Origin of the sequence: Acidilutibacter cellobiosedens (assembly GCF_004103715.1) — a bacterium.
In the GTDB taxonomy this organism is placed as follows: Bacteria; Bacillota; Clostridia; order Tissierellales; family Acidilutibacteraceae; genus Acidilutibacter; species Acidilutibacter cellobiosedens.
Window position 1 is genome coordinate 2904904 of sequence record NZ_CP035282.1, and the last position, 17562, is coordinate 2922465.

Annotated in this window: 18 protein-coding genes; 5 read left to right on the forward strand and 13 right to left on the reverse strand. The window is 32.3% G+C overall.

Annotation, left to right across the window (positions count from 1 at the left end; all coding sequences use genetic code 11):
• Positions 1-23: 23 nt before the first annotated feature.
• The 10 genes from EQM13_RS13950 to EQM13_RS13995 all read right to left on the reverse strand — a co-directional run bounded on the left by EQM13_RS13950 (position 24) and on the right by EQM13_RS13995 (position 10915).
• The gene (locus EQM13_RS13950) at positions 24-920 is read right to left on the reverse strand and encodes a phosphate butyryltransferase (protein ID WP_114218468.1); all 897 of its coding nucleotides are present in this window, start codon (positions 918-920) and stop codon (positions 24-26) included.
• Positions 920-2002, reverse strand: coding sequence for a butyrate kinase (gene buk / locus EQM13_RS13955; RefSeq protein WP_128753021.1), 1083 nt, complete (start codon positions 2000-2002; stop codon positions 920-922). Before buk ends, EQM13_RS13950 begins: the two co-directional genes overlap by 1 nt.
• A 16-nt stretch (positions 2003-2018) precedes the next feature.
• Complete coding sequence (locus EQM13_RS13960; protein ID WP_128753022.1) at positions 2019-3233, reverse strand: CdaR family protein; 1215 nt, start codon at positions 3231-3233, stop codon at positions 2019-2021.
• Positions 3211-4023: a diadenylate cyclase CdaA gene (gene cdaA, locus EQM13_RS13965; protein ID WP_240662940.1), complete on the reverse strand. Its 813-nt coding sequence runs from the start codon at positions 4021-4023 to the stop codon at positions 3211-3213. The genes EQM13_RS13960 and cdaA overlap by 23 nt, the downstream gene beginning before the upstream one ends.
• A 180-nt stretch (positions 4024-4203) precedes the next feature.
• Positions 4204-5409 (reverse strand): CapA family protein, encoded by a 1206-nt coding sequence (locus EQM13_RS13970; protein ID WP_114218464.1) that lies wholly within the window; start codon positions 5407-5409, stop codon positions 4204-4206.
• 56 nt (positions 5410-5465) lie between these two features.
• Complete coding sequence (locus EQM13_RS13975) at positions 5466-6170, reverse strand: PrsW family intramembrane metalloprotease (RefSeq protein WP_128753023.1); 705 nt, start codon at positions 6168-6170, stop codon at positions 5466-5468.
• Positions 6171-6368: 198 nt separating this feature from the next.
• Entirely contained in the window at positions 6369-7832 is a 1464-nt protein-coding gene (locus tag EQM13_RS13980; RefSeq protein WP_128753024.1) for a basic amino acid/polyamine antiporter, read from the reverse strand.
• A gap of 422 nt (positions 7833-8254) precedes the next feature.
• Complete coding sequence (gene ptsP / locus EQM13_RS13985; protein ID WP_128753025.1) at positions 8255-9961, reverse strand: phosphoenolpyruvate--protein phosphotransferase; 1707 nt, start codon at positions 9959-9961, stop codon at positions 8255-8257.
• A gap of 11 nt (positions 9962-9972) precedes the next feature.
• Complete coding sequence (locus EQM13_RS13990) at positions 9973-10236, reverse strand: HPr family phosphocarrier protein (RefSeq protein WP_071140869.1); 264 nt, start codon at positions 10234-10236, stop codon at positions 9973-9975.
• Positions 10237-10327: 91 nt separating this feature from the next.
• The gene (locus tag EQM13_RS13995) at positions 10328-10915 is read right to left on the reverse strand and encodes a DUF5317 domain-containing protein (protein WP_128753026.1); all 588 of its coding nucleotides are present in this window, start codon (positions 10913-10915) and stop codon (positions 10328-10330) included.
• 266 nt (positions 10916-11181) lie between these two features.
• Here EQM13_RS13995 and EQM13_RS14000 point away from each other — a divergent pair, with 266 nt between their 5' ends.
• Complete coding sequence (locus EQM13_RS14000; RefSeq protein WP_128753027.1) at positions 11182-11364, forward strand: hypothetical protein; 183 nt, start codon at positions 11182-11184, stop codon at positions 11362-11364.
• A 22-nt stretch (positions 11365-11386) separates the two neighbouring features.
• Here the strand turns inward: EQM13_RS14000 and EQM13_RS14005 are convergent, their stop codons facing one another.
• The 3 genes from EQM13_RS14005 to dapF form a co-directional block, all read right to left on the reverse strand.
• Positions 11387-11497: an OadG family protein gene (locus EQM13_RS14005; protein WP_159429067.1), complete on the reverse strand. Its 111-nt coding sequence runs from the start codon at positions 11495-11497 to the stop codon at positions 11387-11389.
• A gap of 13 nt (positions 11498-11510) precedes the next feature.
• A complete protein-coding gene (locus EQM13_RS14010; RefSeq protein WP_128753028.1) occupies positions 11511-12623 on the reverse strand; it encodes a sodium ion-translocating decarboxylase subunit beta in 1113 nt (370 codons plus the stop codon).
• Between the two features lie 545 nt (positions 12624-13168).
• Entirely contained in the window at positions 13169-14005 is an 837-nt protein-coding gene (dapF, locus tag EQM13_RS14015) for a diaminopimelate epimerase (RefSeq protein WP_128753029.1), read from the reverse strand.
• A gap of 260 nt (positions 14006-14265) precedes the next feature.
• Between dapF and EQM13_RS14020 the strand changes: the two genes are divergently transcribed.
• From EQM13_RS14020 to srlE, 4 genes are read left to right on the forward strand one after another with little or no spacing between them, the layout of a single operon-like run.
• Positions 14266-15222: a sugar-binding transcriptional regulator gene (locus EQM13_RS14020; RefSeq protein ID WP_128753030.1), complete on the forward strand. Its 957-nt coding sequence runs from the start codon at positions 14266-14268 to the stop codon at positions 15220-15222.
• 14 nt (positions 15223-15236) lie between these two features.
• Positions 15237-15620: a transcriptional regulator GutM gene (locus tag EQM13_RS14025; protein WP_128753031.1), complete on the forward strand. Its 384-nt coding sequence runs from the start codon at positions 15237-15239 to the stop codon at positions 15618-15620.
• A 40-nt stretch (positions 15621-15660) separates the two neighbouring features.
• Positions 15661-16215 carry a PTS glucitol/sorbitol transporter subunit IIC gene (gene srlA / locus EQM13_RS14030; protein WP_128753032.1) on the forward strand — a complete coding sequence of 185 codons (555 nt, stop codon included), beginning with the start codon at positions 15661-15663 and terminating at the stop codon, positions 16213-16215.
• 22 nt (positions 16216-16237) lie between these two features.
• Positions 16238-17224, forward strand: a complete 987-nt coding sequence (srlE, locus tag EQM13_RS14035) for a PTS glucitol/sorbitol transporter subunit IIB (protein WP_128753033.1) — start codon at positions 16238-16240, stop codon at positions 17222-17224.
• The last annotated feature ends 338 nt before the right edge of the window (positions 17225-17562 follow it).

Genomic DNA, 17562 nt, shown 5'->3' on the forward strand with positions numbered 1-17562 from the left:
TTTTAAACTCCCTTCTGACATTTTTATACCATAAGAGCTGACAATACTATTGAATTTAACTTTGTTTCCGCAGTATCAGTTCTTGAAGTTAACACTATAGGTGATTTTGCTCCGACTATAACAGCAGCATTTTGTGCTTTAGCCAAGAACGTTAAAGTTTTATACATTATATTTCCGGCTTCAATATTAGGCATCAAAAATATGTCCACATCTCCAGAAACCGGATTATCCACTCCCTTATGAATTGCAGCCTCTTTTGATACAGCATTATCAAGAGCCAGAGGGCCAATAACTGTACAATCCTTTATCTCTCCTCTTTTATTCATATCTTCCAATTCCTTAGCATCAATAGTTGATTCCATTTTTTTATAAACTTTCTCTTTAGCACATACTACCGCAACCTTTGGATTTTTAATATCCAAACTGTGAGCAAATTCTACTGCATTCTCCAGTATTTTTTTCTTATATTCCAAATTCGGAGCAATATTCATTGCGGCATCCGTTAAAATAAACAGCTTAGGGTAAGTAGGAACGCAAAATACTCCTACATGGCTTATAACCTTATCTGTTCTCAAACCAATTTCCTTGTCCAAAACTTGTTTCATAATAATAGAAGTATCCACAAGCCCTTTCATCAATATGTCGGCTTTTTGAGAGCTCACAATGGATACTGCTTTCCTACATGCTTCTATGCTTTCCACTTCATCGATAATCTCAATACCATCTAAATTCAATTTTACTTTCTTTGCTACATCTTTAATTTTTTCTTCATTTCCTATTAAGATAGGTTTTACTATATTTTGATCATAAGCTTCTTTTACAGCACTTAATACATCAAAATCTTCCGCAACAGCAACCGCAATTTTTTTTGCACCATTTTTTTTAGCTAAATCCAATAATTCCTTAAAACTTTTTGCCATCAAAAATCCACCTCGTCTTCGTATATTTTCTCTTTTTCAATCCCTTTAAGCACTCTCAGTACCCCTTGGTTTAATGCTCTCATTTCATCCTCTCCGGGATAAACAACTACTTCCCCTATAAATTTTACCATGCTTGTTATTATTTCAACTAAAAATTTCGAATATGCAAACCCACCGGTCAATATAATATTATCAACCTTTCCGTTTAAAACTGTAGCCATTGCACCAATTTCTTTTCCTACCTGATATGCCAAGGCACTATATACAAGCTCTGCTTTTTTGTCACCTTTCTTTATCATCTCTTCAACTTTTTTGCCATCATTGGTATTTAAATAACTTACCAAACCACCTTTTCCTTTAATCTTCAGCTTCATTTCTTTAAGTGTATATTTCTTAGAATAACACATATCAACTAAGTCTCCGACAGGAAGACCCCCTGTTCTTTCGGAAGAAAAAGGCCCCATCTCACTGGCATTATTTGCATCAACTATCTTTCCATGCTTAAAAGGAGCGACAGATATTCCTCCGCCCATATGTGCTACCACAAAATTCACATCTTCTATCTTCTTTCCTATTTCACCGGCTCGTCTGTAAGAAACCATTTTTATATTTAAAGCATGAACCAACGATATCCTTTCTATTTCCGCCAATCCGGATATTCTTGCTATATCCTCAAATTCATCTACAGCAACAGGATCTGCGATATATGATTTTATGCCTTCCTTATCGCCTATTCCTTTTGCCAGCATTCCACCTAAATTAGCTGCATGTTCTCCCCGAATTCCTATTTTTAAATCATCTATCATCTTCTCCGTAACTAAATATGTGCCTCCTGGCATAGGCCTTAACAGACCTCCTCGTCCTACTACAGCCAACAGCATATTTGTATCTATTTTTTCCCTCTTTAGCCACTCATAAATTAATTTCAACCTATAACTATATTGATCGGAAACTTTATCAAATTTTTCAATCTCCTCAATACTGTGCTCAATTTTATACTCCCTTATATTTTCCTCCCCTTTAAATATAGCTACTTTTGTTGAAGTAGAACCCGGATTTATAGCGAGTATATATTCTCTCAATACGATATTCCCCCTTCTATTGTTTTAGATGAATTTGGATTTCCGATGGATTAATATTCACGATTTCCACGCCATTTATTTCATTTACCTTAACGGGAACCGTATGAGCTCCCTCTCCAAGACCATCTAAGTCTATAAAAAGAGGCAAATCTTCTTTAGTCAACGGTTCTATAATTTTATCGGACCCTTTTACCGTTACAGCTATATGAGAAGGCGCAGTTGCATTATTATCGATAGACAATCCTCCTCCCAAATTATTGACTGAAATTTCATCCAAATTATATTCCATGGTTTTTTCAATTATTTTGTGTATATCAATATCAGCAGATGGTTTTATGGACGGCTCTGCAAGTTCTATTCCTTCCGGAATTATAAGCTTTAATTCTACACTTCCTTTTTCTAAAAAAGTGCTGATATTCACAACTTCAGTTTTAATAGATTTAACAGCGGCAAGTTCATCCTCGTCTCCCATTATTTTTACGGTACTCGGAAATACTTTTATGTTTCCCATTTCATATCCTTGCGGGACACTCCCCTCAGTTTGAATTTCAATAGGAACAGTTTTTACCCTCTTGACAGGAATAAACACATCCACTACATTAGGTTCTTTTTCTAACCCATTTACCTCTTTTCCATCTACATCCACTAACTTTATGGGAACTGTCACATTTAGATCTTTAGTACTCTCAGATACATCCACATAAGCAATTACCTCTGAAACACGGTTCACCAAAGTTTTCGGACCTTTTATAAAAACAGACTGGGGCCTTATTTCCTTATCAGCCAAAATATATCCTGAGGCCACCTTCCCGGTAGTTTCAACTGTAACAGGTCTTTCACGATTTACAATATTATCAAAATCGAACAATACCTCCTTAGGACTATAGTCCACCAGTTCCACTTTGCTCGGAACGTCAACATCTATGGAAACTCTCTTTTTACCTGCAGAATACCCGCTTAAATCTACTTTTGCAGTTATATCTTTATCCGTAATAGCCAATATATCATTTCTCCTGCCGGCAATTTTCACATTCACCTTTATTTCCTCAGGAGATGTAACTACTATTCCAGATTTTTTTAACTGCTCGGTTTGAGAATAAACAACATTTATATTTCTATATTCCTTTGTAATTCTCGGATTTACATCATTCATTACATAGCTCCAAAAAACAATAGCAATGAGTAAAGCAAAGATTTTGATAGTGAGGTTATTGTTCTTTTCCTTGCTCATCTTTATGCCTCCACTTCAACAAGAAAATTTGTTTCTGATCCTTATATTTATACATATCCATAAGTATTTGTTTTAATGTTTTTACGTCCAAATACCTTGATAAGCTTCCATTTTCCGCAACAGAAATCGCTCCTGTTTCTTCCGAAACCACGATTGCAATACAATCGGATCTTTCCGAAATACCTAATGCAGCTCTATGCCTTGTCCCCAATTCTTTACTCAGCGATGCATTCTCAGTCAAAGGCAAAAAACATCCTGCCGCTTTGACTGTGTCTTCTTTTATAATTACCGCACCATCATGAAGGGGAGTATTAGGAATAAAAATATTTATAAGAAGACCGCTGGAAACTTTTCCTTCTATTTTGGTCCCGGTTTCTACCACTTCATTTAAACCGGTCTCCCTTTCCATCACTATTAAGGCTCCTATTTTTTGCCTTGCAAGAGAAGCAACTGCATCCACTATTTCATCCATTATTTTATTTAAACTTTCATCCTCTATTTCAACAAAAGATTTAGTAAAAAATCTGCTCCTGCCAATGTATTCCAATCCTCTTCTGAGTTCAGGCTGAAACACAATAAGAATAGCTATAACTCCAACAGTCATAGTTTTATCTAATATCCAGTAAACTGTATACAACTCCAGCCACTCACTAACTTTTGTCGCAATAAAAAGCACTAAAATTCCCTTTATAAGCTGTTCTGCTCTGGTTTCTCTTATTAACATGAAAAGTTTATAAAAGGCAAAGGCTACTATTAAAATATCGATAATATCTCTGATTCTAATATTCATAAAGAGCTCTTTCATGTATTGCAATAGGTTCCCACCTCTTTATTCCATCTTGATTAAATATTATTACAATCTATAATCTATTATATAACAAATAAATGTTAATTTAAATAAATTTTAATAGGAATATTATATTGATATCAAAATTTAATATTAAGATTAAAAAATGTTAATAATTTTCTGTTATTTAATCATTTTATCCATTGTATCTTTGTATGAGTCCTCTATCCTTGTATATTCCTTTGTAGTCAAAAGTCCCTGTTCTTCCTTATTATCTAAAAATTCCTTTACCGGAATTATCTCATATTTTAATTTATTTCCATCTTTATATTTACGCACCCATGTAGGAATATATGTAATATTTTTAATAATGGTTTCGTCTCTTTCATAATTTTTTTCTACTTGAATTTGTACCATTACACCATCTTCCGTATACTTATTATCAACTGTTTCCAATCTCTGATTCGACAAAAAATTTCCCAGGGAATATATAATAAAATTATTTTTTCCATCTTTCTTAATAATCTGTGATCCTTGAACTACATGGGGATGGCTTCCAAATACTATATTTGCTCCCCATTTAACCATTTTTTCTCCCAAGGAAATCTGATTTTCATTGGGACTGCGTTGATATTCATTTCCCCAATGAATAAACACAACTATTAAGTCCGCTTTTTGTTTTTTAGCTTCTTCTATATCCGATCTGATTTTTTCTTCGTCAATAAGATTTATCATATAACCCAATTCCTCTGAACTCAAGGTTTGTTCCATTCCATTACATCCATATGTATAAGAAAGAAGAGCTATATTTATATTATTTACATTTTCTATAAGTACAGAATGATTCGGCGTTTTATATGTCCCGAAATTTTTAAGTCCATACTTTTCAATATTATCTATAGTAGAAATTATTCCATTTTTCCCCTGATCCAAACTATGATTATTGGCCGTTGAAAGAACATCGAATTCGGCATACTTCAATGCCTCGATTACTTCTTCGGGAGAATTGAAATTTGGATAACCTTTATATCCATATTGTTTTCCTGCTGTAACCGTTTCAAGATTTGCTATGGATAGATCCGAGGAAGAAATATAAGGCTTGACCCATTTAAATGTATCTTTAAAATCATAAGTATCATTTCCCTCATTGTAAGCAGCTCTTATTTGAGGTTCATGAAACATTATATCGCCGGCTGCAAGAATAGTAGCTTCTTTAAGTTCAGAATAAACTTCTTCTTGTTGAACTGCAGTTAATTCTTCCGATTTGTCTTCATATATTGAGCTTGTCTCCATTTTTTCCTGCCGAACGCGATAAACTGTATATACTCCACAAAAAACGGCGGCAATTAAACAAACAAATATAATAAATCTGTTTCTCCACTTTTTCATCTTACTCCCCCTTTATATAAACATTCTATACATTTCTGTACAATTCTTCAATCCATTTATTTTTCTCTTTTTATACCAATAATTTTGGATCTTGAGTCAAAAAGATATCTGCTCAATTTTCTCTCGTTTAACCACCATAAATATACTACATAGGGAACAAATATTAAAGTGACTTGAGGTATATCTGCCATAAGAATAAAATCAAATATTCCATGAAAAATCATAGGCATATAAAGTGATCTTCTCATGTTCTTCCTCTTGATTCTTTCATCATCGCTAAATTTCGCTAAGGAAAGATAGTACCCCATAGTGATTCCAAATACACCATGAGCAGGAACTGAAAAAATTCCTCTGTATAAACCTATATAATGATTATTGGTAAATCTATATGCCACATATATAATATTTTCAACTGTAGCAAATCCCATGGCAGAAAATACCGCATATACTATTCCGTCTAATTTTTCATCAAAATATTTAGTCTTGTAAGGAAGTTTCAGCACTACAAGTCTTTTAAAGTATTCTTCGGTAAATCCCGCTATTATAAATGCAGTAAAAAGATTGCTTAATATACCGGGAAAAATATTTATGAAATTCAGCATTTCTTCTACTATAATGGAAGGAATAACGGAAAAGGCCCCCAGTAAATAAGTTGCCATCAATATTTTTAAAGGTTCTCTGTCGTATCTGTCACTTAAATATATCCCAAATATTATAACAAACGCAGGAATAATCGCTATTACAAAAAGTCTTATGCTCAATTAATCATCCTCCTTTATTTTTTCTCATATATAGTATATCAATATAGTATTTCAAAAAAAACAAAAAATATAAAAAGGCTTCCATTGAAATACAAATAAATTAAGGAAGCCTTCTTTGAAACCCACTTAAAGTCAAGTTATATTAAAATAAATATAGCTTTTCTCTGGGTTATAAAATACTATATCATTGTGAATAAATTAGAATGGTTTTATCGTTCCTTTACCTATTAATACTAATGATATAACTGCTAATATCACTAATATTCCGCATATAACTTTTTCATAATTATTTTCAAATGGTATTTGATTTCTCTTCTTTCTATTTCTATAATATACTATTGTTCCAGGAGCATAAAGTACAGAAGTTATTAACAGGTAATCCATTCCTCCGGCATAAATAAGCCAAACTGCATATATCGTTGCTATTAAGGCTACTATAGTGACTCCTGCATGATTCTTTGATTTGGATTTTTCAAACGCCTCCCCTGTTATGCATATCTTTAACAAATAAAGAGCGCTTAAAAGATAAGGGACTAAAATCATACTTGTGGATAATGCATAGAATATCTGATAGGTGCTTGCATTAAAGAAAGTAATTATCAGGAACATTTCTATAACGCCGTTTGTTAAGAATAATGCATTTGCAGGAGCATTCTTTTTATTTTCCTTTGCAAAAACTTTGTCGAACTTCCCATTGACACCTAATACATAAGGCATTTCAGAAGCAATTATAGTCCATCCTAAGGTTGCTCCTACTAAAGAAATTATAACTCCCAAATTAATGAGAACAGCTCCCCATGTTCCTACTGCTTTCTCAAAAATAAATGCAAGAGAAGGATTTCCTAATTCCGCCAACTCAGCTCTTGGCATAATACCCATGCTCAATACTGAAATCAATACATAAATAATAAATATTCCTAAAAATCCTCCTACAGTTGCTTTCCCTATATCACTTGACTTTTTAGCTCTCCCTGAAATTGCAACTGCTCCTTCAATACCTATAAACGACCATACAGTAGTTACCATAGTCGCTTTTATTTGCTCTATGACAGGCATAGAGCCGTCTCCCCAGAAGTTCTGTTTGAATATTCCAAAATCAAAAGCCCTTACAAATATTACAGCAAGAATAAATATAAATATAGGTAAAATCTTTGAGAAGGTTACCACTATATTTACAGTAGCCGCTTCCTTTGTTCCCCTTAAACAAAGATAATTAATAAACCATATAAAAGCTGAAGCGCAAACAATAGATATTAAATTATTGCCTTCTCCGAATACAGGGAAGAAATATCCTATTGCTGCAAACAATAAAGTTGCGTAGGATACATTACACAATAAGGCACTGACCCAATATCCCCAAGCAGAATTAAAACCTACATAACCTCCAAAGCCTTTTTCCGCATAAGTATAAATTCCGCCTGTTAGTTCCGGTTTTCTTAAAGCCAATTCTTGAAAAGATAATGATAACGATATCATTCCGACTCCACAAATAGCCCATGCAATTAACACTGCCCCTTGGCTTGCCCCTTTTGCGGCAAAATCTCCGGACAAGCTGAATATTCCGGATCCAATTGTAGATCCCACAATTATAGCAATGAGCCGTCCCAAATTTAGTTGCTTGTTACCAATATTTTTTTGTTGAGAATCTTGAGATGATGACATTTTCTTTCCTCCTTTAATTTTATTTCTGTAACTAATGACATAACTATTAATTATAACCTACTAATAAATTATATCATAAAATTATATATGCATAAATAGTACCAATTATCTTATAAAATTAAGAAATACTCCAGATACTGAAATATGCTTGTTTTAATAAAATTTAGCATAAAATAACAAGCCATCATATCAACAAAAATATTATATTTTTTTTGCATAAGCAAAATATTTTGCACTATTATAGTTAATCAAAAGGTGCTGTTGCAAAACAAATTTGAGATAGCAAATTGCACAAAGCAACAGCCTGAAATATAAGAGAATGCGCCTTGAAACGGTTTTGAAAGCCCAATCAAAGCGCATCTTCTGTGTACTACTTTTCGGCATAACTGTTTTGCAACAGCCTCTTTCGGTGAAAGTATTTCTTATTCCACATTTATCTTATTTAAAAGATCTTCTACATCTTGAATAGTACTCAAATTTAATGCCTTATTAACTAATTCTTCCGATTCCTTCTTGGAAGTCTTGCTTATTGTCCATCTTGCCTTTAGTATAGATGAAGAACTCATACTAAACTCGTCAAGCCCCATTCCTAACAGCAAAGGAATAAGTTTAGCATCTCCTGCAGCTTCTCCGCACATTCCTACCCATATTCCTGCTTTGTGTCCATTTTTAATGGTCATGTTTATAAGTCTGAGAACTGCCGGATGATATTGACTATATAGATAAGAAATATTTTGATTTCCTCTATCTACCGCTAAAGTATACTGTATCAAATCATTTGTCCCTATACTAAAGAAGTCTACTTCTTTTGCAAAGATATCAGACTGTATTGCCGTAGATGGAATTTCTACCATTATACCTACTTCTATATCCTTTGCAAAGGGAATATTTTTTGACTCCAGCTCTTTTTTTACTTCTTCAAGAATTTTTTTTGCTTCTCTCAATTCCGCTATGTTAGATACCATAGGAAACATTATCTTTACATTTCCATAAATACTTGCTCTCAATATTGCTCTAAGTTGAGTTTTAAATATATCTTTTCTATCCAGGCACAGTCTTATAGCTCTATATCCTAAAAATGGATTCATTTCTTTTGGAAGATTTAAATATGGAATTTCCTTATCTCCCCCTACATCTAAAGTACGAATAACCAAAGGTTTCCCTTGAAGTTTTTCTGCAACTACTTTATATGCCTTAAATTGTTCATCTTCTGTTGGAAGTTTATCGTTATCCATATAAAGGAATTCAGTTCTGTATAATCCTACTCCTTCACCATCATTTTCTATAACCTTATCTATGTCCTTTGGCGTCCCAATATTCCCTGCAATTTCAACCTTTATTCCGTCCTTTGATAAGGTTGGTTTTCCTTTCATTTCTTTCAGTTTTAAAACAAATTCTTCATAAGATTTTTTCTTTTCCTTGTATTCTGCTATTTCTTTCTCAGTAGGATTAAGTATGACAACGCCCTTCTCGCCGTCAATAATCAGCGTATCGCCATCTTTAACCTTTTTAGTAATATCCGAAACTCCGGCCACAGCCGGTATTTCAAGAGTCCTTGCCATAATAGCCGTATGAGAAGTTCTGCCTCCCTGTTCAGTCACAAACCCTAATACTTTATCTCTTCTCATCTGTGCCGTATCCGAAGGAGTCAAATCTACACATACTATTATACATTCTTCTTTAAGTTCGGATAAATCTACACTTTTAATATTAAGAAGTTTAAAAAGCAATCTCTTTGAAACGTCTTTTAAGTCTAATATTCTTTCCTTTATATATTCATCTTCCATAGTTGCAAATAAGTTAGAATAATCTTCCACACTCTTATTTATTGCCCATTCCGCATTAACACTACTATTATTAATTTCTTTCTTAACCTGTCCAATAAATTCAGGGTCTTTCAAAATCATTAAATGAGCACTAAATATATCCGCTTCCTCTTTTCCAACAGTATTAAGAGTATGATTATACAAATCATCAATGTCTTTAACGCTTTCTTCTATAGCATTATCCAGTCTTAGAATTTCTTTTTCCGGATCATCCACATGTTTCTTAACAATTTTTATTTCCGGCTCTATCTTCAAAAACGCTTTTCCTATAGAAATACCGGTTGAAGTACCTATTCCCTTCATCAAGCTGCCTCCTATTCATTAAACTTGGTTTTTATTAAGTCCACCAGAGACTTTACAGCCTCTTTTTCGTCTTTCCCTTCAGCCTTTATTTCCAATGTATCCCCTTTTGTTGCTCCCATGCTTAGCACTCCCATTATACTCTTTGCATTAAATTCCTTTCCATCCAGCATAACTTTAACATCAGATTCAAATTTTGAAGCTTCCTTTACAAATAAACTCGCAGGCCTTGCATGAAGTCCTGTTTCATTCAACAAAGTTGCTTTTTCAATATACATTTCACAGCCCCCTATAAATTATCAATATCTAATATTTTGTTCATAAAACTGAAATTTTATAACATATAAAAATATAATATCACATCAATTATTATATTTCAATATTCTTCCCAAATGAATTAAATCTCTTATTTATCATCCATTTTTGAATCAATATAAATATACCCAAAGAAATCAATATGTCTCCTATGCTTATCATTTTAGGAAAAAAATAAGGTTTAGAAATAGGTATTATATCACTTAAATAGTAAAGATTAGTGCTACTATTAGCAAAAGTATGAGTTAATAACTTATTTTCTTTGAGAATCCTTATTTGTTCCAAAAAATATGAACCATTCATTTCATTTATTGCAACGGGCATTTTCCCTTTATTAAAAATGATACATATAAAATTAAGAATTGTACCGGCAAAAATTATTTTCATTCCTAACTCTTCAATATTAAGCCCGATACCTATGAGAAGAAGAATATAAGCTAATCCGCGTATGTATATAAAATTTTCATTAATAAATATTGATAAAAAATTTTCCTGTTTTGCAATCAGTATACTTGCAATATTAATAATAAAACTAAAAAAAATAAAACCACTTCCCCTTATACGAAAAAAACCTAAATTTTTAATCTTACCTTTTCTTAATTTCCCCACAATTAATGAAAGTCCCAGAGCTTCTATTATCATATAATTCACTCCCATGCCTATTTAAATTGTTTCTATTTTTTATTGCTTATTGGCTTATTTTATTATAACAAATCAGGCAAAGTTTTTCTCTTATTTATTCTCAGATAACTCATATTTTTTTATAACAATTTAATTTGATTTTTTAAATTTCAGTCAATAATTACATAATCAACCTTTATTAAAATAAATAGCTATAATATTCCTTGTATTTCATTAAATATTATGGTGAAAATAAAATACACAAACTCATTTAAGAGGTGAACTTAATGAAAAATATCGATTTCAATGCAAAAATTGCGATAGAACAGTTCAAAATTGAAATGAGCAGAGAATTAGGATTAGAAAATAGTATATTAAATATATCACATAAAGACAATTCAAATGAGCAAATAACAAAAAATCTTATAGAAAATGAAAAAATTTCAAATAAGAAACAGCCCCAATATTGAGGCTGTTTCTTCATGACCTTTTTTATTTTTCCGGAAAAATCTTATTCAACAATTTTATTAAAAAATAAAACACAATAAGTATAAAAAAAGTAGTAATCATTCCATATAAAAGCAACCTTAACCCTTCAGACATAATATCCATCCCCCTAAGAAAGAAGTGCTATTACTACACTTCCGGCTATTATAGAACCAATCTGCCCCGATACATTGGCGCCTACCGCCTGCATCAAAACAAAATTTGTAGGATCCGCTTCTTTAGCTAATCTCTGAATAACTCTTGCGGACATAGGAAAAGCAGAAATCCCTGCCGCCCCGACCATCGGATTGTATTTCTTCTTAACAAACAAATTTAAAAATTTTGCAAAAAGTACTCCTCCTGCTGTATCGAATACAAAAGCAAACAAACCTAATGCCATTATCATTCCCGTTCTAACATTTATGAAAGCGTCTGCAGTCATGGTAGAACCTATTGTGATTCCTAATAAAATAGTAACTAAATTTGCTAATTCGTTTTGAGCAGTTTGGGAAAGCCTTTCCACCACTCCGCATTCTCTTATCAAATTTCCAAACATCAAAAGTCCTATTAAAGTTACGCTTATTGGTGCAATAATTCCCGCCACAATAGTTACACATATTGGAAATAATATTTTAACCGTCTTCGAAACCTTTACTTCTTTATATTCCATTCTTATTTTTCTTTCTTCCTTTGTAGTAAGAAGTTTTATAATTGCCGGCTGGATAATAGGAACCAATGACATATAAGAATAAGCCGCCACAGAAATAGGCCCTAAGAGATGCTTAGCAAATTTGCTGGCAACAAATATGGAAGTAGGTCCATCTGCCGCACCTATTATTCCTATAGAGGCAGCTTCTTTAATATTAAATCCTAACATAAGTGCAAACAATATGGTCATGAATATTCCGAATTGAGCAGCGGCTCCAAAGAATAACATTGACGGCATTTGAAGAAGAGGAGTAAAATCAACCATTGCACCTACTGCAACAAACATCAAAGCCGGAAACAGTTCGGTGGTTATTCCTGCATTTTTAAGTATTCCAAGAACCCCTTCGTTACTTGCTATTCCTGCAATACCGGGAACCACGGGAATATTAGCTAAAATAGCGCCAAATCCTATAGGAAGAAGAAGCATCGGTTCATAGCCTTTTTTTATGGCAAGGAATATAAGTGTACCTCCGATAATAAACATTGCTATCTGCTTAATGGTCAGAGCTTCGATTCCTACTAATAATTGTTCCAAAATAATACCTCCTTTTGTAATTTTCATTTTTTAATGCATGAACCTTTTTATTTAAATAATAAAGACTTTCATCTAACTACAAAACGATTAAATAAAAGTCTTAAATTTTATACCCTTTTATTTAATTAAACCCCCCATGATTAAAACATGACATTCCTGCTTTATTAATCTTATAAATCTGTATCTCTTAAACATAATTCAGATAGTTTTCGACCCGCCATCGTCTACCATTTATATATCATTTATTGCATTTTTTGTCTTTTCATGACACACTTGATTCGCATTTATATCTCCATCATGGATTGTTTTACATTTTGAACATTCTTCACTCTCTACATTTAGATTCTCTATCCTCTTGTTTTTATATGCATATATGGTATGTATTTTAAAATGTATATGTTTTTACCCTCCACCTTCCCATGCTGAAACTCAATATTTTTACTTATAAAATTATAGCTTGTACTACAAAGCCAATTTCATTATAAACTAAAAGAAAGCGTTTTTCAAGCATGAACTAATTTAATTTCCATCCCATTTTATAAAATTTATAAATTCAAAAATTCTCCGATACATATGGTTTCTGCACTGCCTTTCATGTATATATCATAATTATCATTTAAGCATACCTGAATTTTTCCTCCTTCCATATTAACTTCCACCTTCTTGTTTAATTTTCCAAGAATATTTCCTATAACTACGCTGGCACAGGAACCCGTTCCGCAGCCCAACGTCCTCCCCGCGCCTCTCTCCCATGTATATATGTTTATATGACCTTTATCAATTATTTCTACAAAATTCACATTCGTTTTCTTGGGAAATATTTTGTTCAATTCTATTTTCCTTCCGACATTATTTATGTCTATCTCTTTTATATTATCCACAAATATGACCGTATGAGGAACTCCCACAAGTACTGAAGAAAATTGAATTTTCTTATCACCGATGTTTAAATTTTCCAGCAAAACTTTTTTCTTGTTAATATCTACAGGAATCTGAGTGCTTTCAAATATAGGGTAACCCATATTAACCTTCACTGATGTTACTTTATTATCCTTGTCTGTTTCTAATTCTACGGTTTTAATACCTGATAATGTCTCTATTGTAAATGTCTTAATATCTATCAGCTCATTTTCATAAACATATTTTGCAAAGCATCTTATTCCATTCCCACACATTTCACCTTCTGAACCGTCTGAGTTATAATATACCATTTTTATATCAGCCCAACTGCTTTTTTCGCAGATCATTATTCCATCTCCGCCTACACTAAAATGTCTGTCGCAACATCTTAAGGCTAATTTTTCATAATCCTTTATGGTATATTCAAATCCATTAAATATAATAAAATCATTCCCGGCTGCTACCATTTTAGTAAATCTCATGTTTTCAACTCCTATTTCTATCTTTTATTATAAAAATTATTTTTTTGTTCTTAATATAATGATTATATTTTTTATTTTACCATATAATTTAATCTTGCTCAATTTTTAATAATATTACAGTAGAATCGATTTGTTGTAGAAAAAAGGATTATTAAAAACTTTTTTAAAATATATTGACATATTTAATAATAGGAGTAAAGTAATATTGTACATAAATAAAAACTCTGAACATATGTAAAAATACTATAGGAGATATTTAAATGAGAAAAATTATAGACGATAAGAGATTATTAATTAAATGCAGTGTAATGTACTATATGCAGTATAAAACCCAAAATGAAATATCTAATATTCTTGGTATTTCAAGGCCGACTGTTTCGAGGCTTTTAAAGGAGGCAAAAGATGAAGGTATTGTAAAAATACAGATACAGGATTTTAAGGAGAATTATAATCATTTTGAACGATTAGAAGATGAAATTGAAAGAAAGTATGGACTTTTGGAAGTTATAATAGTAAATGATGAAAATGATGAAAATACTCTAAAACAGGAGCTTGGCAAAGCAACCGCAAGATATTTGGAAAGAATATTAAAGAACAAAGATATTGTGGGTGTATCAATGGGTACAACATTGAAAGAAATATATAAATTCGTCAGCAGCGAATCCAAAGTTGACGCCACATTTATACCGTTAATTGGCGGAGTGGGTCAAATAGGTATAGAACTGCATGCTAATCAGATTGTTATGGATTTATCAAGAGCTTTCAAGGGAAAATTCAAATTGCTTCATGCACCGGCTGTAATTTCAGATATAAATATAAAAGAAAATTTTGAAAAAGAAAAAAGTTTGAAAGAAGTTATAAATTATATCTATAAAGCGAATGTCGCTATAGTTGGTATCGGTGCGCCCACAGAAACCTCAACCCTTATGGCAACGGGATATTTTGATGCAGCATATATGAAAAATATAAAAAAACTTAAAGCAGTCGGTGATATTTGTCTGCAATTCTTTGATATTGATGGTAATTATGAAAAATTTCCTGATAACAAAAAAGTATTTGGAATAGAACTTCAAAAACTTAAAAATATCGATAGAGTTATAGGCGTAGCTGGGGGAAATGAAAAATCAGAATCAATCATTGGCGCAATAAAGGGCAAATATATAAATGTGCTTATAACAAATTATAGTTGTGCAAAAAAAATAAATGAATTTGTTTAAGGTGGGAGATATTTATGGCTAATTTGGCTATTTTGGCATTTGTACTAATCGGAGTTCAGTTTGGACTATCCTATTTTCAATTTAGAGACTATAGGAATAAAATAAAAGAATTAAGCAAGAAAGGTACAATAGGTATAGGTATAAAAAAAGGAAATATAAGACAAGGAAGTATAACTATCCTTGCCTGTGATGAAAAGGGTATCATTACAGATTGTACGGAAATGAAAGGTAGAACCGTATTTTCGCGATTTAAAGAAAATCATGATTATGTTGGACAAGATGTACATACTTTAAAAAACAAATTAGAAAATCAAAGTACAAAAGTAAAAAGTTCATTATTAAAAGCCGTTGAATCAATTGAAAATCAAGTTATAAACAAGCAAGTAAACCTTTTCTAAAGGTTTTACTAATAAATATATTTAAGAAAGGAGTCTTATAATGAATGCATTAGCTCATGGTGCTCAGGCATTTATTGGCCTGTTTCAAAAGGGAGGTGAACAATTTGTAAACAACATCACTGGTATTCTTCCGACTTTAATAGTTTTGATGACAGCAGTAAATGCAGTAGTCAAATTAATCGGAGAAGAAAGAGTACAAAAGTTAGCACAATCTGCGACAAAAAATTTTATCACAAGATATACCGTTTTCCCATTGTTATCGGTATTTTTCTTGACTAACCCGATGTGTTATACATTTGGAAAATTTCTAAAAGAAAAATATAAACCGGCATTTTACGATTCTGCAGTATCGTTTGTTCATCCGATTACAGGTCTTTTCCCTCATGCAAATGCAGCCGAATTGTTTGTTTATATGGGGATTGCAAACGGAATCAGAAAATTAGGATTCGGTCTCGGTGATTTGGCAATAAGATATTTTATAGTAGGTATTATAGTAATTCTCATAAGAGGTATTGTGACCGAAAAAATAACATCCATTATGATAAGCAGGAAAAATGTAAAACGCAATTCAGAAAATGTTAAAGTAACTGCATAGTTGTGAAAGGAGGAATTTGATTATGTACAGAACCATTAAAATCGAAAAGGGCAATGATGGATGGGGAGGACCTCTTATATTAAAACCTACAGAAAAAAAACATATAATCTTAAATGTAACAGGTGGAGGGATATCTCCAATTTCTAAAAGAATCTCCGAATTATCCGGTGCCGATGTTGTAGACGGATTTAAGACAGGAGTGGATGATGAATCCGAAATTCTCGTAGCTGTTGTTGATTGCGGCGGCACAGCAAGGTGTGGAGTTTATCCCAAAAAAGGTATAATGACAGTTAATATTACTCCGGTAGGTCAATCAGGACCTTTAGCACAATACATGAAAGAAAGCAATTATGTGTCAGGTGTAAAAAATGAAAATATTCAACTATTTGAGGATGCTCCTGAAGAATCCTATGCAGTAAATAGCGATGATAAAACCGATACAAAAGCAAAAACGTATGATTCTCATGAGGAGAAGACAAATATTTTAACCAAAATAGGTAAGGGTACCGGAAAGGTTGTAGGAATATTTTATCAAGCCGGCAGAGAGACAATAGATTCCGTGATCAAGAACATACTTCCATTTATGGCATTTGTATCACTGATTGTAGGAATTATACTTAAAACCGGCATTGGAAACTGGATTGCAAAGACAATATCACCATATGCGGGATCATTACCCGGATTACTTATTATATCAGTAATTTGTGCAATTCCCATACTTTCACCCTTACTCGGACCAGGTGCAGTTATAGCTCAAATAGTCGGAGTACTTGTGGGAACGGAAATCGGATTGGGGCATATACCCCCTCAGTATTCTCTTCCGGCTTTATTTGCAATAGATGCGCAAGCAGGATGTGATTTTATACCTGTAGGTCTAAGTCTTGGTGAAGCAAAACCCGAGACTATAGAAATAGGCGTACCCGCGGTATTGTTTTCAAGACTTATAACCGGACCGATAGCAGTACTTATTGCATATGCCTTTAGCATTGGATTATATGCCCATAGATAAAAAAATATCACAAAGTAAAAACACAACAAAATATTTTTACTTCATGATATATTAATAAATATTAATTTAACAATCTTATTCTATCATATGAAAATTGGCCTGTAAATATGAATAATGTTTTTATCAAAAATTTTGTATCAATATTCTCCTAACTATAAGGGCTATAAATTTTTGATGTTTTTATTTATTCATATTTGCAGACCTAAATTATAAAGGGTTTCTATTAAAGCGTTAATATACTGAGGAAGCCTTTTTTGAAACCCATGGGAAAGTATGTATTAAAGAAAACTCAACTTTCTTATGGGTTATAAAAATCCAAATTTTTATTAAAATGTAAA

Coding starts and splice junctions, on each gene's coding strand:
- EQM13_RS13950 (WP_114218468.1), bottom strand. CDS start 920: ATGGCAAAAAGTTTTAAGGAATTATTGGATTTAGCTAAAAAAAATGGT.
- EQM13_RS13960 (WP_128753022.1), bottom strand. CDS start 3,233: ATGAGCAAGGAAAAGAACAATAACCTCACTATCAAAATCTTTGCTTTA.
- cdaA (WP_240662940.1), bottom strand. CDS start 4,023: ATGAATATTAGAATCAGAGATATTATCGATATTTTAATAGTAGCCTTT.
- EQM13_RS13970 (WP_114218464.1), bottom strand. CDS start 5,409: ATGAAAAAGTGGAGAAACAGATTTATTATATTTGTTTGTTTAATTGCC.
- EQM13_RS13980 (WP_128753024.1), bottom strand. CDS start 7,832: ATGTCATCATCTCAAGATTCTCAACAAAAAAATATTGGTAACAAGCAA.
- ptsP (WP_128753025.1), bottom strand. CDS start 9,961: ATGAAGGGAATAGGTACTTCAACCGGTATTTCTATAGGAAAAGCGTTT.
- EQM13_RS13990 (WP_071140869.1), bottom strand. CDS start 10,236: ATGTATATTGAAAAAGCAACTTTGTTGAATGAAACAGGACTTCATGCA.
- EQM13_RS13995 (WP_128753026.1), bottom strand. CDS start 10,915: ATGATAATAGAAGCTCTGGGACTTTCATTAATTGTGGGGAAATTAAGA.
- EQM13_RS14000 (WP_128753027.1), top strand. CDS start 11,182: ATGAAAAATATCGATTTCAATGCAAAAATTGCGATAGAACAGTTCAAA.
- EQM13_RS14005 (WP_159429067.1), bottom strand. CDS start 11,497: ATGTCTGAAGGGTTAAGGTTGCTTTTATATGGAATGATTACTACTTTT.
- dapF (WP_128753029.1), bottom strand. CDS start 14,005: ATGAGATTTACTAAAATGGTAGCAGCCGGGAATGATTTTATTATATTT.
- EQM13_RS14020 (WP_128753030.1), top strand. CDS start 14,266: ATGAGAAAAATTATAGACGATAAGAGATTATTAATTAAATGCAGTGTA.
- EQM13_RS14025 (WP_128753031.1), top strand. CDS start 15,237: ATGGCTAATTTGGCTATTTTGGCATTTGTACTAATCGGAGTTCAGTTT.
- srlA (WP_128753032.1), top strand. CDS start 15,661: ATGAATGCATTAGCTCATGGTGCTCAGGCATTTATTGGCCTGTTTCAA.
- srlE (WP_128753033.1), top strand. CDS start 16,238: ATGTACAGAACCATTAAAATCGAAAAGGGCAATGATGGATGGGGAGGA.